Origin of the sequence: Peterkaempfera podocarpi (assembly GCF_042466665.1) — a bacterium.
In the GTDB taxonomy this organism is placed as follows: Bacteria; Actinomycetota; Actinomycetes; order Streptomycetales; family Streptomycetaceae; genus Peterkaempfera; species Peterkaempfera podocarpi.
The window spans coordinates 7,138,086-7,160,198 of sequence record NZ_CP162102.1 but is presented as its reverse complement, the minus strand read 5'-3'; the positions used below and the strand labels follow the sequence as shown (position 1 = coordinate 7,160,198).

At 74.9% G+C, this 22,113-nt stretch carries 20 protein-coding genes and 1 pseudogene; 9 read left to right on the top strand and 12 right to left on the bottom strand.

The window, feature by feature from the left end:
- Positions 1-99 precede the first annotated feature (99 nt).
- Complete coding sequence (locus AB0761_RS31475; RefSeq protein WP_377272571.1) at positions 100-1,674, top strand: TerD family protein; 1,575 nt, start codon at positions 100-102, stop codon at positions 1,672-1,674.
- A gap of 358 nt (positions 1,675-2,032) precedes the next feature.
- On the opposite strand, the gene AB0761_RS31470 is transcribed toward AB0761_RS31475, so the two are convergent.
- Positions 2,033-3,472 carry a HEAT repeat domain-containing protein gene (locus AB0761_RS31470; RefSeq protein WP_377272570.1) on the bottom strand — a complete coding sequence of 480 codons (1,440 nt, stop codon included), beginning with the start codon at positions 3,470-3,472 and terminating at the stop codon, positions 2,033-2,035.
- A 292-nt stretch (positions 3,473-3,764) separates the two neighbouring features.
- Between AB0761_RS31470 and AB0761_RS31465 the strand changes: the two genes are divergently transcribed.
- A complete protein-coding gene (locus AB0761_RS31465) occupies positions 3,765-4,943 on the top strand; it encodes a SpoIIE family protein phosphatase (protein WP_377272569.1) in 1,179 nt (392 codons plus the stop codon).
- 49 nt (positions 4,944-4,992) lie between these two features.
- Here the strand turns inward: AB0761_RS31465 and AB0761_RS31460 are convergent, their stop codons facing one another.
- The gene (locus AB0761_RS31460) at positions 4,993-6,450 is read right to left on the bottom strand and encodes a hypothetical protein (protein WP_377272568.1); all 1,458 of its coding nucleotides are present in this window, start codon (positions 6,448-6,450) and stop codon (positions 4,993-4,995) included.
- A gap of 576 nt (positions 6,451-7,026) precedes the next feature.
- Between AB0761_RS31460 and AB0761_RS31455 the strand changes: the two genes are divergently transcribed.
- Positions 7,027-8,043, top strand: coding sequence for a phosphotransferase (locus AB0761_RS31455; protein ID WP_377274427.1), 1,017 nt, complete (start codon positions 7,027-7,029; stop codon positions 8,041-8,043).
- Positions 8,044-8,062: 19 nt separating this feature from the next.
- On the opposite strand, the gene AB0761_RS31450 is transcribed toward AB0761_RS31455, so the two are convergent.
- The 4 genes from AB0761_RS31450 to AB0761_RS31435 form a co-directional block, all read right to left on the bottom strand.
- Entirely contained in the window at positions 8,063-9,310 is a 1,248-nt protein-coding gene (locus AB0761_RS31450; protein ID WP_377272567.1) for an acyl-CoA dehydrogenase family protein, read from the bottom strand.
- Positions 9,311-9,432: 122 nt separating this feature from the next.
- Complete coding sequence (locus AB0761_RS31445) at positions 9,433-9,561, bottom strand: putative leader peptide (RefSeq protein WP_377272566.1); 129 nt, start codon at positions 9,559-9,561, stop codon at positions 9,433-9,435.
- Positions 9,562-9,675: 114 nt separating this feature from the next.
- On the bottom strand, positions 9,676-10,170 hold the full coding sequence (locus AB0761_RS31440; protein ID WP_377272565.1) for a hypothetical protein: 495 nt from the start codon (positions 10,168-10,170) through the stop codon (positions 9,676-9,678).
- 169 nt (positions 10,171-10,339) lie between these two features.
- Positions 10,340-10,597 (bottom strand): DUF397 domain-containing protein, encoded by a 258-nt coding sequence (locus AB0761_RS31435; protein WP_377272564.1) that lies wholly within the window; start codon positions 10,595-10,597, stop codon positions 10,340-10,342.
- Between the two features lie 223 nt (positions 10,598-10,820).
- Here AB0761_RS31435 and dhaK point away from each other — a divergent pair, with 223 nt between their 5' ends.
- From dhaK to AB0761_RS31415, 4 genes are all read left to right on the top strand, one after another.
- Positions 10,821-11,813: a dihydroxyacetone kinase subunit DhaK gene (gene dhaK, locus AB0761_RS31430; protein WP_377272563.1), complete on the top strand. Its 993-nt coding sequence runs from the start codon at positions 10,821-10,823 to the stop codon at positions 11,811-11,813.
- 37 nt (positions 11,814-11,850) lie between these two features.
- Positions 11,851-12,525 carry a dihydroxyacetone kinase subunit DhaL gene (dhaL, locus tag AB0761_RS31425; RefSeq protein WP_377272562.1) on the top strand — a complete coding sequence of 225 codons (675 nt, stop codon included), beginning with the start codon at positions 11,851-11,853 and terminating at the stop codon, positions 12,523-12,525.
- A gap of 137 nt (positions 12,526-12,662) precedes the next feature.
- A complete protein-coding gene (locus AB0761_RS31420; RefSeq protein WP_377274425.1) occupies positions 12,663-13,070 on the top strand; it encodes a PTS-dependent dihydroxyacetone kinase phosphotransferase subunit DhaM in 408 nt (135 codons plus the stop codon).
- A 116-nt stretch (positions 13,071-13,186) separates the two neighbouring features.
- A complete protein-coding gene (locus AB0761_RS31415) occupies positions 13,187-14,113 on the top strand; it encodes an NAD-dependent epimerase/dehydratase family protein (protein WP_377272561.1) in 927 nt (308 codons plus the stop codon).
- Positions 14,114-14,218: 105 nt separating this feature from the next.
- Here AB0761_RS31415 and AB0761_RS31410 read toward each other — a convergent pair whose 3' ends face one another.
- Positions 14,219-14,728, bottom strand: coding sequence for an NUDIX domain-containing protein (locus tag AB0761_RS31410; protein WP_377272560.1), 510 nt, complete (start codon positions 14,726-14,728; stop codon positions 14,219-14,221).
- A gap of 9 nt (positions 14,729-14,737) precedes the next feature.
- Positions 14,738-15,427 (bottom strand): acetyltransferase, encoded by a 690-nt coding sequence (locus AB0761_RS31405; RefSeq protein ID WP_377272559.1) that lies wholly within the window; start codon positions 15,425-15,427, stop codon positions 14,738-14,740.
- 144 nt (positions 15,428-15,571) lie between these two features.
- Between AB0761_RS31405 and AB0761_RS31400 the strand changes: the two genes are divergently transcribed.
- Positions 15,572-16,642 carry an O-antigen ligase family protein gene (locus AB0761_RS31400; protein WP_377272558.1) on the top strand — a complete coding sequence of 357 codons (1,071 nt, stop codon included), beginning with the start codon at positions 15,572-15,574 and terminating at the stop codon, positions 16,640-16,642.
- A gap of 627 nt (positions 16,643-17,269) precedes the next feature.
- Here the strand turns inward: AB0761_RS31400 and AB0761_RS31395 are convergent.
- From AB0761_RS31395 to AB0761_RS31380, 4 genes and pseudogenes are all read right to left on the bottom strand, one after another.
- Entirely contained in the window at positions 17,270-17,989 is a 720-nt protein-coding gene (locus AB0761_RS31395) for a sugar transferase (protein ID WP_377272557.1), read from the bottom strand.
- 289 nt (positions 17,990-18,278) lie between these two features.
- Positions 18,279-19,154 (bottom strand): annotated as a pseudogene (locus tag AB0761_RS31390) (glycosyltransferase); the annotation flags it as partial.
- Between the two features lie 58 nt (positions 19,155-19,212).
- The gene (locus AB0761_RS31385; RefSeq protein WP_377272556.1) at positions 19,213-20,049 is read right to left on the bottom strand and encodes a polysaccharide deacetylase family protein; all 837 of its coding nucleotides are present in this window, start codon (positions 20,047-20,049) and stop codon (positions 19,213-19,215) included.
- 160 nt (positions 20,050-20,209) lie between these two features.
- Entirely contained in the window at positions 20,210-20,785 is a 576-nt protein-coding gene (locus AB0761_RS31380; RefSeq protein WP_377272555.1) for a hypothetical protein, read from the bottom strand.
- A 349-nt stretch (positions 20,786-21,134) separates the two neighbouring features.
- Here AB0761_RS31380 and AB0761_RS31375 point away from each other — a divergent pair, with 349 nt between their 5' ends.
- The gene (locus tag AB0761_RS31375) at positions 21,135-22,100 is read left to right on the top strand and encodes a polysaccharide deacetylase family protein (RefSeq protein ID WP_377272554.1); all 966 of its coding nucleotides are present in this window, start codon (positions 21,135-21,137) and stop codon (positions 22,098-22,100) included.
- Positions 22,101-22,113 lie beyond the last annotated feature (13 nt).

Here is a 22,113-nt window from a genome sequence, read left to right as displayed (position 1 = left end):
ACGAACGTCGTATGAGCGTTCACTTCACGTGGGGCGGCACGGGGAGGGGAATAGGGTGGAAGCCGGTGGTTATCACCATGTACGGCGGAGGGACGGGGAATGCTGATCGGCAAAGGCGCGAACGTACCGGTGGCCGCGTCCGCGGTACGTGTGGTGCTCGGCTGGCGCACCGGTGCCGGGGTGCCCGACGCGGATGCGTCGGCGCTGCTGTTGAGCGGCGGCCGGGTGCGCTCGGACGCCGACTTCGTCTTCTACAACCAGCCGCGGGACGCGTCCGGCGCGGTACGCCACGAGGGCAAGCAGCGCAGCGCGGACGGGGTGGCCGACACCCTCGCGGTGGACCTGGGGGCGCTGGAGCCCGCCGTCGAGACGGTGGTGCTCGCGGCCTCGAGCGACGGCGGTGTGTTCGGCGCCCTGCCGGGGCTGTATCTGTCGGTGCTGGATGCGGGGAGCGGAGCGGAGGTGGCCCGCTTCGAGGATCCGGGGGCCACCTCGGAGACCGCGTTCGTGCTGGGCGAGCTCTACCGGCGCGGCGGCGGGTGGAAGTTCCGCGCGGTGGGCCAGGGCTATGACTCCGGCCTGGCCGGGCTCGCCACCGAGTACGGCATCCAGGTCGACGCCGAGCCCCCGGCCGGTCCGCCGCAGCCGCAGCCCTACGCTCCGGCGGCCCCTGCCGAGGCAGCGGTGCCGCCGCCTCCGTACGGTGCGCCCCAGCAGCCCCAGCAGCCGGCCCCTCCGGCGCAGCCCTACCCGGCCGCGCCCCCGCCGTACGGCGCACCCCAGCCCTACCCCGCCGCGCCCCCGCCCTATGGCGCGCCGCAGCCCTACCCGCCGGCCCCGCCGGCGCAGCCCTACCCGGCCGCCCCGCCACCGTACGGCGCACCCCCGCCGTACGGCGCGCCGCAGCCCTACCCGCCGGCCCCACCGGCGCAGCCCTACCCCGCCGCACCCCCGCCGTACAGCGCACCCCAGCCCCAGCCGACGGCCGGGGCCCCCTCGGCGCCGGGCGGCCCCTCGCTCACCAAGCTGTCGCTCACCAAGGAAGCCCCCTCGGTATCGCTCACCAAGCACGGTGCCGGCGGGGGCGCCATGCGCGTCAACCTCAACTGGCGCCCCCGCGATCCCGCCCAGTCCGCGGCCCCCGCCGGCCGGGGAGGCTGGCTGCGCAAGCTGTCCGGCGCGGGCATCCAGAGCGGCGGCCCCGATCTGGACCTGGCCTGCCTCTATGAGCTCCAGGACGGCGGCAAGGGCATCGTCCAGGCCATCAACCAGAAGTTCGGCACCCTCTACGGCCCGCCCTATGTGCAGCTGGAGAACGACGACCGTACGGGCGCGGTGGCCACCGGTGAGAACCTGTGGGTCAACCTCGACTTCGCCCAGCACATCCGCCGGCTGCTGGTGTTCGCCTTTGTGTTCAGCGGGGCGGGCAGCCTGCAGGGGCTGGACGCCGTCGCCACCCTCCACCCCGCGTCCGGCGTGCCGATCGAGCTCTATCTGGAGGAGTGCGGCTTCCCCGCCACCGCCTGTGTGATCGCCGTGATCGAGAACATCGGCGGGGAGCTCGTGGTCAAGCGGGAGGCCCGCTACTTCCAACGGACCCCGCAGGTCTCCAACCACATGCTGATCGACCAGGCGTACGGCTGGGGACTCACCTGGACCCGCGGCTCCAAGTGACGCCCTGAGCACGCGGGTTGGGGCCACCCTCGGGCCATAGCCGCCGCCGCTGCGCACCACCGCCGAGGCGGTGGGGGTGCTCGCCATGGGCCTGGTGGTGCAGTCCGTGCCCTGCCGTGTCCACAGGCGTCCCGCAGCCTGCGGCAGCGGCGACGGTGCCCCGAGCGGCCCTGCCGGACGGCTGACGATTCGGCGGGGGCGCGGGATCCGGCCTGTGCGGAGTCCCCAGCGGGTGCGGCTGGTGGACCGCCTTGCGCGGGGCGCTGCCGTTGAACCGTTCCGGCCAGGGCTGCCGGCGGACGGTCTGCTGCGGGGATCGCGGACCCGGCCCGGTTCAGCGCCTCGGGGCCTCAGCGCCTCAGGGCCTCGAGGTCAGCCGGCCGCGGACGGCAGCATGGACCTCGGCTTCCTCGGCCGGATCGGCGGCGAGTCTGCGCAGCCGCTCCAGCACCCGTGCGTCGCCGGTGGTGGCGACATGGCGGGCGGCGAGTTCCCGGGTGGACTCCTCGCAGTCCCACAGGCACTCCACCGCCGGGCCCGCCGCGAAGTGGGCGTCGGTGTCGGCGAGCGCCCGGGCGGCGCGGCCGCGCAGCTGTGAGGAGGCGGTCTCCGCATAGATGTAGCGCAGCGCCGGTACGGCGGCGGTGGCTCCCAGTCGGCCGGCTCCGTCGACCAGGCAGCCCAGGCCGTCGCCGTCGGCGCCCCGGGCGGCGATCCAGTGCCGGAGGGCGTCGGCGACCAGTGGGGCGTCGCATTCGTCTCCGGCGCAGGCGAGCAGCCTGGCGGCGGCCTCGCCCAGGGCGCTGTCGGCGCCGCCGGTGGCCGGGTCGGCCCAGCGGCGGGCGTGGGCCATGGCGGCGGGCCCCCGCATCCGGCCGAGGACGTCCAGGGCGGCCTGCACCATGCGCTCGTCGGGGTCTGCGGCCGCGAGTTCGATCAGTCCGGGGGCCGCCGGGTCGTCGCAGTCGACGAGGTGGCGCAGGGCCGCGCGGCGGGCGCCCTCGGCGCCGCAGCGGGCGGCTTCCAGCAGCAGCGGGCGGTCGTCCGGTCCGGCCGCGGCGGCCAGGCAGCGGGCGGCGGCAGCCGCGCGGCGCACCGTGGCGTCGTGCGGCGAGCCGGAGGTGTCCTCCTCGGCGGCCCGGTCGGCCCACGCGAGGACCTCGGCAGCGCCCCAGCCGGGGACGGCGGTGGTGCGGTTGAGCTGCCGTTGCCACAGATCGAAGGGGGCCTGTTCGCCGGCGGCCGCGATCCTGGGGTGGACGGCGGCCCACAGCCGCCAGGGGCGGGGTTCATAGGCGTTGCGGACGGCCGCCCGCAGTGCCGCGTCACCCTCGGGGCCCGCCGGGAAGCGGTCGAGGACGACCGGGGCCAGCCCCAACAGTGCGGCCTCGTCGTCGCGCAGGGCGAGTTCGTCCAGTGCCCAGGCCCAGTTGCTGCCGCAGGCGGTGTAGCGGCGGAGCAGGTCCAGGGCGTCGCGCCGGCCGTAGGCGGCGAGGTGGCCGAGGACGGAGAGGGCGAGGCCGGTGCGGCTCTCGTCGCTGTCGATGGCGTCGTCGACGTGGAAGAGGTGCGCCTCGAGCCCGTCCAAGGGGCCTTCCAGCTCCGAGTAGAGGCGCGCGTAGTACAGCGACCGGTTCTCCAGCTGCCAGTCCTGGCGGGGGTCGCTGGTGGCGCACGCGTCCAGGGCGGCGAGGGCGTCCGGCCGCTCGGCCGCCAGCGCGTGCAGGGTGCCGTCCCCACGGCCCCGCTGGAGCAGGCCGAGAAGGGTCGCACTGGGCGCTATGTCGGGCTCGAACATGAGGTCAGCATCCGTTGCGGCGGTCCTGGTGGCAACGGGATTTCCGTCGCCGGGGGCCCCGGCGCCCCGATTCCGGGCCGGCGGACGGGGCCGGACCGGGCCAGGAGGCCGGAAGCACCGAAGGTTACCGTTCGAGCGGCTTGTCCGCACATGGCGCGGGTGGCGCCCACTGCTGCCCCGCGGTGCTTCTGGCATATGCCCCAGGAACATGGGGCATCGGAATCCCCAAAGCCCTTACCTGCGGTGGCTCTCTGTGCAACAGTCGTGACAGCCCCATATGTCCCCTCGACCCGTGGGAACCGCCATGCACCCCGCAGCGCACCAGGACCGGCAGACCGTCCCCCGGGACACGCCGGGTTCCCTGGCGCCGCCGGGCGGGTCACCCGGGTCGGGCGTCGCCGAGTGGAACCTCACCACCGACGAGGTGTACTGGTCCCCGGAGGTCTTCGAGATCTTCGGCCGCGACCGCTCCTCCGGCGCCCTCACCCTGGACCAGCTCCCGGCCCATCTGCTGCCCGACGACCAGCTGCCGCTGCAGGGCATGGTCACCGCGGCCCTGGTCGACGGGCGCCCGCTGGCCGGCGAGTTCCGCCTGGTGCGCCCGGACGGCGCCGTACGGACGGTGCACTGCACCGGCGAGCCGGTGATCGGCGCGGACGGCCACGCCGAGTCGCTGTGGCTGTCGCTGCGGGACGTCAGTGAGCGCCGCGGCCCGTCACCGGCCGGCCCGGCACCCTCCCGTACGTCACCCTCCCGTACGTCACCCTCCGGTACGTCGCCGGCCGACGCCGCGCCGGCTTCCCCGTCGGCCGCGGAGCCCACGGCCGAGGTCGCCCTGGAGGCGGCGGCGCGCGGACCGGCGAACGCCTCGGCGGGCTGGTGCGACACCCTGCGGCTGCCCGACGGCGGACTGCTGCTGACGCTCGGCTCGGTCGCATCCGGCGGTCCGGCCGGCGCAGCCGAGCCCGCGATGCTGCGCGACGCGCTGCGCGGGATGGCACTGGCCGAAGCCGGTCCTGCCCGGATGCTGCGGCTGCTGGACGGGCTGCTGCGGCAGTGCGGAACCGCCTCACCCGCCTCGGTGCTCTGCTGCCGCTGCGAGCCGGGGACACGGCCGGAGCTGGTCTGGGCGCAGACGGGCGGACCGGGCCCGCTGCTGGTCCGCGACGGGGATGTCCGCCGGGCCGGATCGACCGGCGGACCCGGCGATGCGCCGGGTACCGTGCCGGAACCGTACATCGCCCAGCAGCGCATGGCGCTGCGGCCCGGCGATGTGGTGCTCTGCCTGACCGGCGCGGACCTTTCCGCGGAGGCCGGACCTGCCCTGGACCGCGCCGCCGGGCGGATCGCCTCGGCTGCCGGCGCGGCCGACTGCGCCGACCTGGCGTTCGACCTGCTGACCGGGGCGGACTCCGGGCCGGTGGCGCCCTCGGCGTCCGGCGCCGGACTGCTGGCACTGCGGGTCCACTGAGACGGCCGCCGGTGTCCGGCGGGCCGTGCCGGGCCCTCGGGCCGGCGTCTCACACGATCTGCCGCCGCTGCTGCGGTACCGCCAACCGGATCTGCTCCCGCAGGTCGGCAACCTCCGGCAGGCCCTTGTAGCGCTGGGTCAGCCGGTACATCTCGCGCAACCGGTCCCAGGTGCGGTGCGAGGAGGTGTCGCGGATCAGCGCCAGCGCCAGCTTGGCCTGCACCTGGGCCTCGTCCGGCTGCCCGGCGATCCAGCACGCCGAAGCCAGCGAGAGGTGGTCGAAGACATTGGAGCGCTCGAAACCCTGCTCCGCACGGAGGTCGAGGGCCAGCCGGGCGTGCCGCTGGGCGAGCGCGGCCGCCTTGGGGTCGTGGTCCGCCAGGGTGCGGTAGACCAGGGCCTCCATCCCGTGCAGTTCGGCCTCGGTGAACAGTTGCATCCAGCTGGGCCCGGCCTCGCCGGTGTCGGCGACAAAGAGCTCCTCGGCCTCACCGAGCACCCTGCGGGTCGCCTGGGAGCGGCCGAGCGAGGCCTGCGCCCAGGCCTCGATGGTCTGGAGCATCGCCCGGGTGCGGGGCAGCGTCTCCTCCCCGGTGCCCGCCTTGGCCAGCCGCATCAGGTCCAGTGCGTCGTCGGCCCGGCCGAGGTGCACCATCTGGCGCGCGGCGCGGGAGAGCGCCTCCCCCGCCCGGGGCCGGTCACCGGCCTCCCGCGCGGCATGCACGGCGATGACGAAGTACTTCTGGGCGGTCGGCTCCAGGCCCACGTCGTGCGACATCCAGCCGGCCAGCACCGCGAGATTGGCGGCGACGATCCACAGTCTCCGCTCCAGGTCGCGCGGGTGACCGTACGTCAGCATTCCGCCGACCTCGTTGAGCTGGCCGACCACGGCCTTGCGCTGGAGGCCCCCGCCGCGGGAGGCGTCCCAGGCGCGGAACACCTCCACCGAGCGTTCCAGCGCCACCACCTCGTCGGTGCCGACGGGGCCTGCTTCATAGAGGTCCAGTGAGGACTCGGCGACCGGGATGACGGTTCTGGGGGTGCCGGCGGATCCGGGGGCGGTGGGGGCACTGAGCCAGTCGTGGAGTGAGTCGGCGATGACGGAGCCTGCCGCGAGTGCCGCGCCAGCTCCCATCAGACCGCGTCGGTTGAGCATGAGGTCCATTCCCGTGAACTCGGTGAGGACCGCGGCCGTCTGCTCCGGCTTCCAGGGCATTCCAGTGTCCGATGTGCCTGCTCTGCTGCGCCGGTGCCGTTCCAGACCGAGGTCCTCTGTGGTGACGACACGGCCGAGCCGCTCGGTGAACAGTGCGGCCAGCACCCTGGGCACCGGATCACGGGGGATCTCTCCCTGCTCGATCCAGCGCCGCACCCGCGAGGTGTCGGTGGACAGCTGCTGCTGGCCCAGTGCGGCACCACGCCGGTTGACCATCCGCGCCAGCTCGCCCTTGGACCATCCGGTCAGGGCGAAGAGGTCGGCCAGTCGGGTGTTGGGTTCTCTGCTCACGTCAAGCCCCCAGGTTCCTCGGCACCTTCGACATTAACGGCCTGTCATGTGCCCCGCGACCATTCGCCAGGGTTCGCCAGGGTCCGCCAGATGGTGTGCCACCCGACACCCGGTGTGATGTAGACATGCGCCACCCGACCCCCCGTCGGGAACCGCCGCCACCAGGGCACTTCGCCACAGTGGCGGCGGGCTCCCGGTCCTCGCGGGAGGGAGTGGCGCAGAGGGTGGCGCGAGGGCGCCGCGCACGGCAGTTCCCCGGTGGACCGCCGCACTTCCCCAGGGGTGCGGAGGCACCGCCGGGCGGGGTCCGCCCCGTTCCGTGCACGGCGCCCGCCCGCCACCCCGTCCGCCACTCCCCGGGCCGCAACCCTCGGCCGGTACCCGCCGACCGGCGGTCAGCCGCCAGGCAGGACAGGAAGGGACCCACCCGCCCCCATGTATCCGTCAGCCACCGCCCCGTCCCTTGTCGCGCAGTCCCCCACCGCACTGCACGCCCCGGCCGCGCTGCGCCGCCGACCCGTGGGCGCGCCGTCCGCTCCGGTCCACACCGGACATTCCCTCGACACCCGCTCCCCCATGGTCCCCCGGCGTTCCGTCGCACCGGCGGGCACCGCCCTGCTGCCCCGCCCGGCCGGCGATCCGGCGCTGCGCGGCCGGCTTCCGCAGCCGGGCCCCGGGCGACCGGACACCGCCGCACTGCAGACCCCGCTGGTGCGGGCGGCGATGGCCCATGTGACGCGGATATGTCCCTCGTTCACCCCGCGTCAGCTGATCCGCGAGGACAGCCGTCATGTCCTGGTGGCGGGCACCGTCGGGCGTACCCCGGTGGTGGCCAAGTGCCTGACGCCGACCGTCCGGCGCGGCCCGGAGGAGCTGCGCTGGGTGGAGAGCTTCCGCCATGAGGTGGCCTGCTACCGGGCCTTTGTGCGGCTGCGGCCCCCGGTACGGCTGCCCAAGCTGGTGGCGGCCGATCCGGACCGCTGTGTGCTGCTGCTGGAGCGGGTGCCGGGCCGCCCGGCCGCCCGGGAGCGGCACCCGGGCGACGCGCCCACCCCGGGCGAGGTGCGCGCGGTGCTGGGGTCGATCCGGGCGCTCAACCTGTGGCGGCCGCCGTCCGGCTTCCACGCCCCGCTGGACTACCCCACGGAGATCGCCCGCTACCACGCCCTGGGCCTGCTGACCGACCGGGACACCGGTGATCTGCAGCAGCTGCTGCACGGCCTGGCGCACACCCCGGCGCAGTTCTGCCACGGCGACGCGCTGCTGTCCAATGTGCTGCTGGCGCCCTCGGGGCCGGTACTGGTCGACTGGGAGCGCGCCGGCTGGTACCTGCCCGGCTACGACCTCGCGGTGCTCTGGAGCGTCCTCTCCGGCGACACCGCGGCACGCCGGCAGATCAGCCAGCTGGCGCAGGCGTCCGGCACGGTGCTGCGCGACGCCTTCCTGGTCAACCTGATCCTGGTGCTGATGCGGGAGCTGCGCAGGTACGACGTGCCCGGCGCCGGCGAGGAGCAGCGCATCCTGATCCGGCGGCTGCACGACGACGCCTCGCTGGCCCGCCGTGCGGTGCGGGCCGCGGTGGGGACCCGCTGAGCCCCGGCTCGACGCCGGGTCAGCGGGGTGCCGCCCCGGCCAGGGCGGCGCGTCCTGCCTCGGTGAGCACGGCGTCCTCCTGCGGGCAGTGGGTCCGTCCGCACAGGATGTCGCGGTGGTGCCGCTCCAGCGGATTGGCGCGGCTCAGACCGTGGTCGCCGGCCAGTGCGACGGCCTGCTCCACGGTGGAGACCGCGGCGCGTACGGCGAGCAGTCCGGCCGGGCCGGTGCGGGGGACGGCGGCCGGATCGCCCTGGTCGATCCGGTGGGCGAGCGCGGCGAGCAGCTCCTCGGCGCAGGTCAGCCGGGTCTCGATCTCGCCGAGGGCCGTGTGGCGGCCGGGCGTGGCGGGCACGGCCCGGCGGTGCACAGCGGCCACCAGCCAGTCGCGGGCGGCTCGGGCGACGCCCAGCTGTACGGCGGGCAGGGCCAGATTCCTCCAGGCCATGGCGACCGCCTCGGGCCCTTCCGGCCCAGTTGCTGCCGGCCCAGTTGGTGCCGGCCCAGTTGCTGCCGGCCCAGTTGGTGCCGGCCCAGTTGCTGCCGGCCCGGGGGCCGGCCGGCGAGCGGGGTCGTGCAGGCCTACGACGGCCCGCTCGGGCACCAGCACGTCGTTCAGCAGTACATCGTGGCCGACGCTGGCCCGCAGTCCCAGATGGTCCCAGGTGGGGTCGATCTCGATACCGGGGGCGTCACCGCGGACCAGAAAGGTGCCGACCTGGGGTTCGACCTCGTCGGTACGGGCCGGGACCGCCATCCAGGAGAGCGCCTCGGCGCCGGTGCAGCGGGTCTTGCGACCGCGCAGCAGCCAGCCGCCCTCAGTACGCCGGGCGACGGTCGCGGGCGTTCCGGCCGGGCCCGAGGGGTCGCCCGCAGGCTCCGCCCGCAGGGTCGCGGCCAGTGCCGGCCCGCGGCGGGACTCCTCCAGCAGCGCCCGGTAGAGGCGCTCCGGCCAGACGCCGTGGTGGGCCTGGGCCGCGTGGTGGAGCAGCGTACCGGCGGCGACCAGCGCCACCGAGGCGTCACCCCGGCCGAGTTCGCCGAGCACCCTGACGGTGTCGGCGAGGCCGGCCGCCGTCCCGCCGTAGCGGGCGCCGACGGTGAGGGTGAGCAGCCCGGCCTCGTGCACGGCCTCGATGCCCTGGTAGGGGAAGGTGCCCTCGCGGTCCAGCTCGTCCGCGCGGGCGGCCAGCAGGTCGACCACGCGCGGCAGCGCGGCCATGGCGGCGGCGACGGTGGCGGGGCCGCGGTGCTGAAGGGTCGTCATGAGCGGTTCTCCGGAACGGTGGCGGCGGCGCTGCGCGCGGCGGGCGGACCTGCGGTGCACGGCTACCCGGGACAGCGGAAGCGGGACGGGCACGCGGAGGCGCGGAAGGTTCGGCGGAGGTGTCAGGCCGTGCGGCGCGCGGCGGCGCGGATCGCCGCCGCCGGCATGCGCACGGCGCCGCTACAGACAGCGCTGGCGGTCCGCCGGAGGTCGACATGGCTGCGACGGGTCAGCAGCGGACGGCAAGGCATGGGGCGAATCTACGAACGGGGCTTCGGCGGCGTCAACCGCGCCCCGGGGGGCGGCGGGCCGGACACGGCCGCGGCCCGCCACAGGGCGGGCCGCGCGGCGGGGCGTACGGGCGCTCAGCCCTGCTGGAACATATCGGCCGGCAGCGGCTTGAGCAGCTGGTAGAGGTCGTCGGAGATCGGGCGGTCCCAGGAGGCGATGGTCACCTGGACGCCGTCGCTGCGGCCGAACTGGGCGCAGGTCACCCGCTCCTCGCTGACCTTGACCTTCTTCACGATCAGCAGGTCGTCGCCGAGCAGCACCGGGAAGTCCTCGCTGGAGACGACGGTCACCGGCTCGTCGTTCTCCAGGGCGGCGAGCAACTGCCGTACCTCGAAGGGCACGCCGTCCTCCGGCTCCCGGGCCGGGGAGCCCTCCGGCAGATTGCCGATCAGCATCGCGGGGCCGCGGCCGCCGAAGAGGTCGTAGCGCAGGAAGATCCCCTGGCAGGACCCGTCGGCGCCGGCCAGGATGGCGGCGCCGAAGTGGCCGGGCCAGTCACCGGGGTCCATCGCGAGCACATCGAAGTCAGGGCCCGCGGGGGTGCCGGAGCGGCGGCGGAGAAACGGCATGGGGACATCGTACGGGGCGGCCGGCGCGGGCCGCGCAGCCGTCCTCACGTGGTCGTCCGCCGTCGGGAGCCGGCCCGGGGCCCGGGCGGCGGCGCCGGAGATCCGCCGGGGACGTGCACGGTCGGCCGTCCGCCGCGGCGGACGGCCGACCGTGCACGCTGCGCCGCGGTCAGGTGAGGTCGAACTCGCCGTCCCGCGCGCCGAGCACAAAGGCCCGCCACTCGCCCGGGGTGAAGATCAGCGACGGACCGTCCGGCTGCGTGCCGTCGCGCATCGCGATATAGCCCTCCACAAAGGCGATCTGCACATCCCCGATCCCCTGGCTGCTGGAGAGCCACTCCGCTCCGCTGAGGTCGATCTGCGGCTTTCGTCCATCCGCGAGGACCTCGGGTCCACCGATGTCCACGCTGGTGCTTTCGCCTGACACGCCTGCGCTCCTCCCGCCGTCGTCCGTGAGCCAGCGTAGCCAGCGGGGCAGGCCGCCAGCAGGCGTTTGCCCCGGTTGCACACCCGGTACGGCGCGGACACGCCGGGAGCCGGGCCCGTCGGGGTCGTTCCGCAGCGGGCTCCGGTTTGCGACAGTGGCAGCAGCGGTCGCCGTGGTCCCGCCGGCCGGTGGGCTGCGCTCGGTGGAACGGGAGGAAGCGGCGATGAAGAAGCTGATCAACGCCCCCGATCAGGTGGTCCCCGATGCGCTGCGCGGTCTGGCGGCCGCCCATCCGGAGCTGGCGGTGGATGTCGAGGCCAGGACCGTGGTGCGCCGGGACGCCCCGCGGATCGGCAAGGTCGGCCTGGTCTCGGGCGGCGGCACCGGACATGAGCCGCTGCACGCGGGCTTCGTCGGCTTCGGCATGCTGGACGCGGCCTGCCCCGGCGAGATCTTCACCTCCCCGGTGCCCGACCAGATGGCGTCCGCCTCCCAGGCGGTGGACGGCGGTGCGGGTGTGCTCCATATCGTGAAGAACTACACCGGCGATGTGCTCAACTTCCGGCTGGCCGCGGAGCTCTGCGAGGACGCCGGCGTGGAGGTGCGGCAGGTGGTGGTGGACGACGACGTGGCCGTCACCGACAGCCTGTACACCGCGGGGCGGCGGGGCACCGGTGCCACGCTCTTCGTGGAGAAGCTCGCGGGGGCGCTCGCCGAGTCCGGGGCGCCGCTGGACCAGGTCGCCGCGACGGCGCGCCGGGTCAATGAGTCGTCCCGCAGCTTCGGGGTGGCCCTCACCGCCTGCACCACCCCCGCCAAGGGCTCGCCCACCTTCGACCTGCCGGCCGACCAGCTGGAGCTGGGCATCGGCATCCACGGCGAACCGGGCCGGGAGCGGCGGACGATGATGACGGCCGCGGAGATCGCGGAGGTCTCCCTGGACGCCGTACTGGCCGACCTGCCACCCGGCGGCCCGGTGCTGGTCCTGGTCAACGGCATGGGCGGCACCCCGCTGCAGGAGCTGTACATCCTCTGCGCCGAGGTGGACCGGATCCTGCGGGCGCGCGGGGTGCCGATCGCCCGCTACCTGGTGGGCGACTATGTCACCAGCCTGGACATGGCGGGCTGCTCCCTCACCCTGTGCCGCGCCGACGACGCCCTGCTGCGGCTGTGGGACGCCCCGGTGCAGACCCCCGCACTGCGCTGGGGCCGCTGACCCTCCCGTCCCCACAACCGCAGGAGCGACAACCCGGATGCCGACCGTGCCCATCCTCGACACCGCCTTCTTCCGCCGCTGGCTGGAGCTGGCCGCCGACGCCGTACACCGGGAGAGCCCCCGGCTGACCGAGCTGGACTCCCCCATCGGCGACGCCGACCACGGCTCCAACATGGACCGCGGCTTCACCGCCGCCGCCCTCGCGGTGCGCACCGATCCTCCCGGGACCCCCGGGGAGCTGCTGGTCTCGGTGGGCCGCACGCTGGTCTCCAGCGTCGGCGGGGCCTCCGGCCCGCTGTACGGCACGGCGCTGCGCAGGGCCGGGAAGGCACTCGGCGACACGCACGAGGTGACACCGCCCGAGCTGGGCGAGGCACTGGCGGCGGCCGTCAATGCGGTACGGGAGCTGGGCGGGGCCGAACCGGGCGACAAGACCATGGTCGACGCCCTGCTGCCCGCCTCGCACGCCTACACCGGGGTGCTGACCGAGGGCGGCAGCGCACAGCAGGCACTGGCCGCGGCGGCGGACGCGGCGCTGGCGGGTGCGGAGGCCACCGTCCCGCTGCTGGCCCGCAAGGGCCGCGCCAGCTATCTGGGCGAGCGCAGCATCGGCCACCAGGACCCCGGCGCGACCTCCTCGGCACTGCTGCTGGCGTGTCTGCGCGATGCGTCGGCGCGGGGGGCGTCCGGGACGGAGGGGGTGTCGCGATGAGCGCATCCGAGGACGGGGGCGCCGAGGTGATCCCGATCAGTGAGGCACCGTCCGCGCAGTCGGGCGCCGCCCGCCGGCCGGGCCCGCGTCCGGCCGCCGGCACCGCGCAGCCTCCGGTCACCGCGCACCCCGCGGAGCTGGACCGGGTGGGCGTGGTGCTGGTGTCGCACAGCCGGGAGGTCGCCTCGGCCACCGCGGCGCTGGCGATCGCCCTGCTGGGTTCGGGGGATCCGGCGCCGGTGGGGACCGCAGGCGGCACCGCGGACGGCCGGCTGGGCACCAGTGCCGAACTGGTGCTGGCCGCTGCCAAGCGGGTGGACCAGGGCATGGGCGTGGTGGTGCTGTCGGATCTGGGCAGCGCGGTGCTGACGGTGAAGTCGCTGCTGGCGGACGCCGACGAGATCGGGCTGCCGTTCCCGACCCGGTTCGCCGACGCGCCGTTCGTCGAGGGGGCGATCGCCGCGGTGGTCACGGCCTCTGCAGGCGGGGATCTGGCGGCCGTCATCGACGCCGCGGAGGACGCCTACCGGTTCCGCAAGGGCTGAGACCCGCTTCCTGTGCTTTCCGGCCCGTCGGCGGCCGGCCCGGGGCTACCATCGCCGACGGGGTGAGCCGGCCGCCCCGGGGGACGAACCGGGCCGGCCGCAGAGGGGGGTACACCATGCGCGTGGTCATCACCGGCGGGGCCGGGTTCATCGGGGCCAACCTGGCCGGAACCCTGCTGGAGCGGCCGGAGGTGGAACAGGTCAGGGTGGTCGACGACCTGTCCACCGGCCGCAAGGCCAATCTGACGGGTCTGGACGTCGCCTTCCACGAGGGCACCGTCCTCGACCCGGCTCTGCTGGACGAGGCGTTCGCCGGTGCCGACGCCGTGGTGCATCTGGCGGCCCTGCCGTCGGTGCCGCGCTCGGTGGCCGACCCCGTGGCCAGCCACCACGCCAACGCCACCGGCACCCTGGAGGTGCTCCAGGCCGCCCGCCGGGCCGGCGACCTCCATGTGGTGGCGGCGTCCTCGTCGTCGGTGTACGGCGCCAACCGGGAACTGCCCAAGCGGGAGACGATGCGCACGGCGCCGATGAGCCCGTACGCGGTGAGCAAGCTGGCCACCGAGGCCTACCTTGCGGCGTTCCACCACTGCTACGGGCTGGGGGTGCTGCCGTTCCGCTTCTTCAATGTCTTCGGGCCGCTGCAGCCCGCCGGGCACGCCTATGCCGCGGTGGTACCGGCGTTCGTGGACGCCGCGCTCGCCGGGCGCCCGCTGCGGGTGCACGGCGACGGCGGGCAGACCCGCGACTTCACCTATGTCGGCACCGTCACCCGGGTGCTGGCCGACGCGGTGCTGCGCCGGGTGGTCCACGCCGACCCGGTCAACCTCGCCTTCGGCAGCCGTACCTCGCTCACCGAGCTGGTCGCCGAGCTGGGGTCGGTGCTGGGCCGGCCGCTGGAGGTGGAGCACACCGAGCCGCGCCCCGGTGACGTACGCGACTCCCAGGCGGACAACTCCCGGCTGCGGTCGCTCTTCCCCGAGGTGCAGCCGGTGCTGCTGCGGGAGGGGCTGGAGCACACGGTGGAGTGGTTCCGCTCCTAGGCCCTCCGGGCGACCGGCACCGGCGCCCGCCGTCCGGGGACGGACGGCGCCGGGTGCGGGAACGCCCGCGGCGGGGAGCGGCTGACCGCTCCCCGCCGCGCGGCACTAGACGCCCCGGGCCGGGGCCAGGACCTCGTCCAGACCCGAGAAGGAGAAGTGCGCCTCCGGGTTGCCGCTCAGGGCATGGGTCAGGCGGCGGGTGGCGCTCTCCCCCAGCTCCGGCAGGGCGTCCGGGGCGAACCAGCCGACCTCGAGCGACTCGTCGTCGTTGACCCGGGCCTCGCCGCCCACGGCCCGGCAGAGGAAGGTGATCTCCACATACTGGCTGCGGTCCCCGTTGGGGTACTCCAGCATCCGGGAGACGGTCACACTGGTGATCCGCTCCGGCACGACCTCCACCCCGGTCTCCTCCCAGCACTCGCGGACGGCACCGTCCGCGGGCTCCTCACCCGGGTCGAGGATGCCGGTGATCACCGACCAGTCGCCGGTGTCGGCACGGCGGCCCAGCAGCACCCGGCCCTGGTCGTCGAGGACCACGGCGGTGACACCGGAGAGCCAGAGCGGACGGGTACCCACCACGGAGCGCAGATCGCGCAGGAATTCGGGAATCGCCATACCCGGAGCCTATGCGCTCCCCGGTCCGCGCAGCGGACGCGCCGGGGAGCCCACCACCGTCGTCCCCGCCGGCACATCCCGGGTGACCACGGCCGCCGCACCGACGAACGCCCCCGGGCCCACCGTGCGCCCCTGCAGCACCACCGCGTTGCTGCCCACGGTGGCACCGTCCTCCAGCCGCACCGAACCGGAGACATTGCCGCCCGGATAGACCGTCACCCGCTCCCCCAGCACCGCGTCATGGCCCACCGTGGCGTTGTAGTGGACCTGGGTGTGCGCGCCGAGACGCACACTGCTGGAGACATAGGCGCCGCCCAGCACCAGGCAGCCCTCGGCCAGTTCGGTCTCCGGTGCGATCAGCGCCCGGGGGTGGATGAGGGTGGCCGGCCGGGCACCGCGCTGCTCCAGCAGCGCCGCCAGCCGCAGCCGCACCCCGGGGTCGGCGATGCCCACCAGATAGCGGGCACCGGACGGGATCCTCGACGGCGCCAGCACCGGCAGCCCGCGCACCCTGCCCCCGGCCAGGTGGTCGTCGAGGAAACCCGCCACCCGGACGCCCGCGGCCAGCGCGGTGTCCAGGGCCTCCCGGCCCACTCCCCCGGCTCCCGCGATCCACAGCCCGGGGCCGCGTTCGGCCGCCGGGGCCGGGGCGGGGTGCGGGACGGTGTGTACATCCGGCGCGGAAATCCTTTGCGACATGGTCACATCCTGCCTGCTTCGGCACTACGGTGTGGGCAGGTCCGGGTGGCCGGCGAAGTACCGCACCACGCCGGGCCGGGTGCCCGGGGCGGGCGGCGCAACGGCGGTGTCCGTCCGCAGCGGGGGGATTCAAGGGGGGCGGGGATGCCGGGATCTGATGCTGTCTCCGGTGCCGCACTGCCGTCCCGGCCCCGTGCCTCGAGGCCGGACGTCCTGGGCCCGGTGGTCCTGACCAGCTGCGCCGGCTGGACGCTGGCCGCCGCGGTCGGCCATGAGGCCGCCCGGCCCGAGGGAGTACTGCTGGCGCTGCTGGCCGTCGCGGCCGGCTTCGCGGCCGGGCGGGTCGCGGGGGCGCTGCTGCCCACGGTGGCCCCGGCGGCGGCCGCCGCCGCGGTGGGGCTGGTGGTCGCGGCCGTACCCGGCGGGTTGTCCGGCGGGCCGCTCGCGCCCCCGCTGCACTACGGCAACGCCGACGGTGCGCTGCTCTCGCTGGGGGTCGGCGCGGCCTGCTGCGCCGCGTGGTCGGCACGGGACGCCAAGGTGCGCACGGTGCTGCTGGCGCTGGGCGCGGTCCTCGCCGGGCTGACCCTGCTGGTCGGTTCGGCCGCGGCGTTCGCCACCTCGGTCGGCACTCTGCTGGTCTCCTGTGCGGTCGCCCGGTCACGGCGCCGGGGGCCGCTCCTGGTGGTGCTGGCCCTCTGTGCGGTGCTGGCCGGCTGCGGCACGGTGGCGCTGGCGCGCGGCGATGTCCCGGCGGCGGTGCAGCGGCATGCGGCGGCCCAGCTGTCGGAGCGCCGGCTGGACCTGTGGGGGGATGCGCTGGAACAGGCGCGCCACCATCCGCTGCGCGGCGTGGGGCCGGACCGCTTCGCCGAGCAGAGTCCCATCGCCCAGGCCGACCAGGACACCACCAAGCCGCACTCGGCGGCACTTCAGCAGGCCGCCGAACAGGGCCTGCCCGGGCTGGCCCTGCTGGTCTGCGCCTTCCTGTGGGCCCTCTGGTCGCTGTCGCGCTCACCGCGTCCGACGGCGGTGGCTCTCTCGGCCGCGGCGGCGCTGACCGGTCTGGCGGTGCACGCCACCATCGACTATGTGCTGAGTTTCGCCGCGGTCACCGCGGGGGCCGGTCTGCTGCTGGGCATGGCCACGGCCCGTCCGCTGACGGAGGACGACTCCGGTCCCGGCCCCGGCGAGCCCCGTACTGCTCCTGCGTAGGTCCGGGCCGGCGGATCCGGCGGCCAGGCGATCAGGCGGCCAGGCGCCCAGGCGGCCAGGACGCCGGGCATGATGCGCCGATGGACCGCCGGGTGGAGTTCTTCATCGCTCCGGCTGACGCATCAGCCGCGCAGGTGAAGGCTCTGGGCACGTGCGGCGCCTTTGAAGCGCTGCCCGGCGGCGGCGGTGATCCGGCCGATGCCGTGGCCGAGTGGGAGAACCTGCTGGCGGGTGCGGGCCCACGCGGGCTCATGGCGGCCGGCGAGCCCCGGCTGCTGACGCGGATCACCAACGACGGCTGCTGTGTGTTCGCCCTCTCGGCGCGTCCGCAGCACCCGCTCGCAACCGTGGACCGCCGGCTGGACGACCCTGCGAGAGCGTGGTCCCGCCTGCGCCGTGCGGACTGCGAAGAGATCGCCGAGGACGAGGCGGTCGCTCACCTCAGCGGCCTTGCGGACCTGGCACGCAGGGCGGTGGAGATGCTGACCCGGATCCACTGTGCCGTGGCACGACTGTCACGACCGCCACCACAGGCCGATCGCTGTGACGGCGCGTGTGCCGTGGACGACGTGCATGCGTCCGGCGACCGCCTGCGCCGGGTCCGGGGACCCGGCGCAGGCGGTGCGGTCAGGACGCCTCCTCCGCCGCACCGGCCGGCTGCCGGAAGCGGGGGCGGGCCGCCAGCGGGGTGACCGGGCCGCTCTGGCGAGGCAGCGCCACCGGGCCGGGGTGGTGGGTGGTGGTGGTCACCGCGCGCAGCACGGTCGGCTCGGTGGGAGCGGGAAAGCCGGGGTTGACGCCGCCCGCACCGGTGATCCCGGTGGGCCGCAGCAGCACGCCGACCGTGCGGAGCACGATCCGCAGGTCCAGCCGGAGCGAGCGGTGCTCGATGTACCAGAGGTCCAGCTCGATCCGCTCGGGCCAGCTGATGGAGTTGCGCCCCTGGACCTGGGCCCAGCCGGTGAGCCCGGGGCGGACGGCCAGCCGGCCGCGCTGCCGGGGCGAGTAGTGGACGACCTGTTCGGGCAGGGTGGGCCGGGGGCCGATGACGCCCATGTCACCGCGGATGACGTTCCACAGTTGGGGCAGTTCGTCGAGGCTGGTGGCGCGGAGCAGCCGGCCGAGGCGGGTGATGCGGGGTGCGTCCTCCTCGTCCGGGAAGCGCCGGTCCCGCATGGTGCGGAACTTGAGGATCTCGAATTCGACACCGTCGCGTCCGGTGCGCATCTGACGGAACACCACCGGGCCGCCCATGGTGGCGCGGACCAGCAGGGCGATCAGCAGTACCAGCGGGATCGCGATGATCCCGGCCGGCACGGCGACCGCCAGGTCCCCCCCTCGCTTCATGCGTGCTTCCCCCCTGACGGCTCCGCGCTGTCGCGGAGCGGTGAGCCGTGCTGTCTGTGCGGTACGTCGGCCGACCAGTCCAGGCCGCGGGCCCGGGCGACGGCGGCATAGGTCTGCACGGAGACCCGGGCCACCGCTCGCTGGTCGAACTCCCGGTGCGCCCGGTCGCGGGCGGCTCCCCCGAGCCGCCCGCGGAGGTCGGGGTCGGTGAGCAGCCGGCCGACGGCTTGGTGAGTGCCGCGGGGTCGCCCGGCGGGGCGAGCAGCAGGTGTTCGCCGTGGGCGCCGATCTCCCGGCAGCCGCGGATGTCGCTCAGTACCATCGGCAGCCCGCAGGCCGCGGCCTCCATCGCGGATCGGGAGAACCCCTCGCGGTAGGAGGGGAGGACGAAGACGTCCAGTGCCGCGTAGACGTCGGGCATGTCGGTGCGCTCGCCGAGGAACTCCACCCCGTCGAGCGCCCCGGCCAGGGCGTCGGACTTGGCCGGGTCGGCGGGGCCGATCCAGGTGAAGCGTGCCTTTCCGGCCAGCGCGCGGGCGGCGGCTGCGTACTCCCGGATGCCCTTCTCGGCGACCCGGCGGCCGACCCCGGCGACCAGCAGCTCGCCGTCGGCGACCCCGAGTGCGGCGCGGATCCGGGCGCGGACGGCGGCCCGGTCCGCTCCGGTGGTGAAGCGCTCCAGGTCGACGCCGTTCCCGACGAGGCGGGAGCGGCGGGCGGGTACGGCTCGGGCGAGGGTGCGCCGGTCCTCGGCGTTCTGGTAGAGCTCGGCGTGCGAGAAGCGGCCGGCCAGGGCCTCGGCGCCGAGCACCAGCGCCCGCTTGGCGAGCGGGTCATGGGCCTGGGCCCACAGGCCGTGGCAGGTGTTGACCACCACGGGCACCCGGGCGGCGCGGCCCAGGATGCGGCCGAGCACCCCGGTCTTGGGATTGTGGGTGTGCAGGACGTCCGGACGGATGCGGCGCAGTGCGGCCAGCAGCTCCCGGGCGGCGGCGGCGTCGCTGCACGGGTTCCAGGAGCGGGTGAGTGCGGGCAGCGGCACATGGGTGACGCCGAGTGCCTCGATGGTGGGGACGTGCGGTCCGGGGGCGCTGATCCCGTAGGTCTCGAAGCCGCTCTCCACGTCGTACCGCAGTTCGGTGCCGAGGAGCAGGTGGAGGGACATGTCGACGGTGGTCAGATGGGCTATGCGCAGCGGCCGGCCGCCGGGACCGCGCAGGGCGTCAGGCACGGGCGCCCACCGCCTTGGCGGCGGCGACCAGGTGTGCATAGGCCCGCTCGGGGAGGAGGCGGCCGGTGAGCTTGGCGCGGAAGAAGTCGACCGGGTCGGTGCGGCGCACCGGGACGCGGCGCATCCGTACCGGGTCGGCGCCCGGGAGGTTGCGGCCGACCTCGCCGGTGGCGGCGCTGCGGAAGCGGGCCCGCAGGGCGGGCTCCATGTGCGGCACCGGGACGCCCCAGGTGTAGGCGTAGTGCTGGGGGCGGGTGCCCAGGTGCTCCTCGACGTCGTCGTTGCAGGCGTCGAGCTCCGCGGTGGTCAGCAGGGCGGGCCGGGCGTGGCTGCGGGTGTGGTTGGCGACGGTGCACAGGCCGCCGGCGGCCATCTCGGCGAGCTGGGCCCAGCTGAGGGCGGGTGCTCCGGCGGCCTTCGCGGTGGAGCCCTCCCAGCGCATCTCACCGCCGACGTGGCCGCTGGCGAGGTAGACGGTGAAGGGCAGGCCGCGTTCCCTGAGGACCGGCCAGGCGTGGTGGTAGACGTCGGCGAAGCCGTCGTCGAAGGTGAGGACGGCGGTACCGGCCCGGTTGCCGCGCTCCAGCCGGTCGACGGCCTCGTCGATGGGGACGACGGGGGTGCCGGGGAGGTCGGCCAGCAGGTCCATCTGGGCGGTGAAGTCGGCGGTGGAGACGTCCAGCTCATCGGGTGAGCCGCCGCCGACGCGGTGGTAGATCAGCAGCGTGGCGCCCTGTGCGGGGCTGCGGCCGCCCGCGGCGCGGGCGAGCTGCTGTTTGACCCGGGTGCGGGCGCCGGCGGACGGCGACGGCGCAGTGCTGCGGCTCACGGTTCCCCCCTTTTGCGGCGGTGCCCTCCCCGGCACCGCTGCCCGGTGGTGGTGTCCCATCCCCGAACGGGACCACCCTAGGGGGAACTGTGGGGCTGATGCCCGCAAAATGTGAAAGAAGCGCAAAGGCGTCCGGTGAACGGCCGATAAGTGTGCTTCCCTACACCGCACCCGGACGGGCGGGCAGCAGCGATCTCAGCACGGTGACGGCCGCTTCGGCGTCGTCGACGGTGACCGTGAAGCGGCGCCCTCCGCCCAGCTCCAGCACCAGTGCCGGACCCTTGCGCACCACGACCGCGGCGCCGTGGCTCTGGCGGTAGCGGTAGCCCCAGCCGCCCCAGTGCATCGGAGTGCAGGGCTGATAGCTGGCATCCACCACCTCGGTCAGTGGGATACGGCGGCGCGGCAGGCCCATGTGGCCGCAGCGCACCTCCAGTGCGTCACGGTCAATCTTGACACGTACATGCACGAAAGCCAAGGTTCCGGCCAGCAGCAGCATGCCGATGGCCAGGCAGCCGGCCACCGTCATCACCCAGGCCGCCAGGCCGTCGGTGTCGGGGACGGTGACCGCAACCAGGACACCCAGGGCCAGACAGGCCGCGCCCACCAGGGCGAGCAGCCACTGGTGCCCGTTGTGCGCCGAGCCGGTCCACAGCGGCCGCTCGGAGGAGGCCGCCGCGCCGGACGCCGAGGCACCGGTCGGAACCCCTTCACGATCGCTCTCCGCATCCTCCATGGACCACACGGTATACCGGCTGCCGGGGTGGGGCACTGGCAAGCGCATGAGGGTTCGCATGAGCCCGCGCGCGGCCTTCGCGCTGCCGCCGCCGGGCAGAAATTCATCTCCATCCGGACACAACCATCCACGGAGTGTGTGGGTCTGTACTACGTTGAGCGACCCCGGGTCAGGGTGGGGGACCCTGCCGCGGGTTGCCGTACCTCAGGGGTGGAGCCGTCCACCCCGTCGCACCACCAGCGCCGGACAGGCAGGCATCCTGCCCGTCCGGCGGAGCCGCCGCGCCGCCCAGGCGTCGGAAGGGGGACCCGTGCCGCAGCCGAACACGACCGCGCGTTCATCCACCTCCATGATCACAACCCTCGCACCGGAGCCCAAGCGCCTCACCCCGATGAGGGCCCAGCGCAGACGCCGTCTGGACGCCCTGCTCCGCAACTGCCCTGCCCAGCCGATCTTCCGGGCCCGCGCCGCACGGAGGCTGGCGGTCCTCGCCTACCACGGGATCGACGACCCGCGCAGCTTCGCCGCCCAGATGGACCGGCTGCTGCGGATCGCCAACCCGGTCTCGCTGGACGAGGTCCGGCAGGCCGCCGCGGAGGACCGGCCGCTGCCGCCGCGCAGCGCCCTGGTCACCTTCGACGACGGCGACCGGTCGGTCGTCACCGAAGCCCTGCCCGTGCTGGCCAGCCGCGGCATCCCGGCGGTGGCGTTCGTGGTGACCGGGATGGTCGGCGGCGACCGGCCGTTCTGGTGGCAGGAGGCCTCCTTCCTGGCCCGGCACGGCGGCACCGCACGCTCGCTGGCGCCCGGCGGATCACCGGCGGCGGCCGTCCGCAGACTCAAGGCGCTGCCGGACCCCGACCGCCGGCGCAGCCTTGCCGAGATGCGGGTGAGCGCCTCCCGCCTGGCGCCGCGGCAGCCCCAGCTGTCGCCCGAGGATCTGGCCGCCCTGCGCTCCGGCGGCGTGCAGATCGGCAACCACACCATGGACCACCCCTGCCTCGACCGCTGCGACGACGCCACCGTGCGCACCGAGATCGTCGGGGCCCACCAGGCCCTGCACCGCTGGCTGGGCGAGCCCCCGACCGCGTTCGCCTACCCCAACGGCAACTTCGACCCCCGGGCCGACCGGGTGCTGCGGGAGCTCGGCTACCACCTGGGCTTCCTCTTCGACCACCGGCAGGAGGCCCTGCTGCCCAGGGATCCGCTGCGGATCAGCAGGCTGCGGGTGAACGCCGCCACCAGCCTGCACCGGTTCGACACCATCCTCTCGGGTCTGCACCCCGCGGTGCACCGGCTGCGCGGCGGCTCCTGACCGGCCCGCCGGG

Coding starts and splice junctions, on each gene's coding strand:
- AB0761_RS31475 (WP_377272571.1), top strand. CDS start 100: ATGCTGATCGGCAAAGGCGCGAACGTACCGGTGGCCGCGTCCGCGGTA.
- AB0761_RS31470 (WP_377272570.1), bottom strand. CDS start 3,472: ATGTTCGAGCCCGACATAGCGCCCAGTGCGACCCTTCTCGGCCTGCTC.
- AB0761_RS31455 (WP_377274427.1), top strand. CDS start 7,027: ATGGTCCCCCGGCGTTCCGTCGCACCGGCGGGCACCGCCCTGCTGCCC.
- AB0761_RS31450 (WP_377272567.1), bottom strand. CDS start 9,310: ATGACGACCCTTCAGCACCGCGGCCCCGCCACCGTCGCCGCCGCCATG.
- AB0761_RS31445 (WP_377272566.1), bottom strand. CDS start 9,561: ATGCCTTGCCGTCCGCTGCTGACCCGTCGCAGCCATGTCGACCTCCGG.
- AB0761_RS31440 (WP_377272565.1), bottom strand. CDS start 10,170: ATGCCGTTTCTCCGCCGCCGCTCCGGCACCCCCGCGGGCCCTGACTTC.
- dhaK (WP_377272563.1), top strand. CDS start 10,821: ATGAAGAAGCTGATCAACGCCCCCGATCAGGTGGTCCCCGATGCGCTG.
- dhaL (WP_377272562.1), top strand. CDS start 11,851: ATGCCGACCGTGCCCATCCTCGACACCGCCTTCTTCCGCCGCTGGCTG.
- AB0761_RS31415 (WP_377272561.1), top strand. CDS start 13,187: ATGCGCGTGGTCATCACCGGCGGGGCCGGGTTCATCGGGGCCAACCTG.
- AB0761_RS31410 (WP_377272560.1), bottom strand. CDS start 14,728: ATGGCGATTCCCGAATTCCTGCGCGATCTGCGCTCCGTGGTGGGTACC.
- AB0761_RS31405 (WP_377272559.1), bottom strand. CDS start 15,427: ATGTCGCAAAGGATTTCCGCGCCGGATGTACACACCGTCCCGCACCCC.
- AB0761_RS31400 (WP_377272558.1), top strand. CDS start 15,572: ATGCCGGGATCTGATGCTGTCTCCGGTGCCGCACTGCCGTCCCGGCCC.
- AB0761_RS31395 (WP_377272557.1), bottom strand. CDS start 17,989: ATGAAGCGAGGGGGGGACCTGGCGGTCGCCGTGCCGGCCGGGATCATC.
- AB0761_RS31380 (WP_377272555.1), bottom strand. CDS start 20,785: ATGGAGGATGCGGAGAGCGATCGTGAAGGGGTTCCGACCGGTGCCTCG.
- AB0761_RS31375 (WP_377272554.1), top strand. CDS start 21,135: ATGATCACAACCCTCGCACCGGAGCCCAAGCGCCTCACCCCGATGAGG.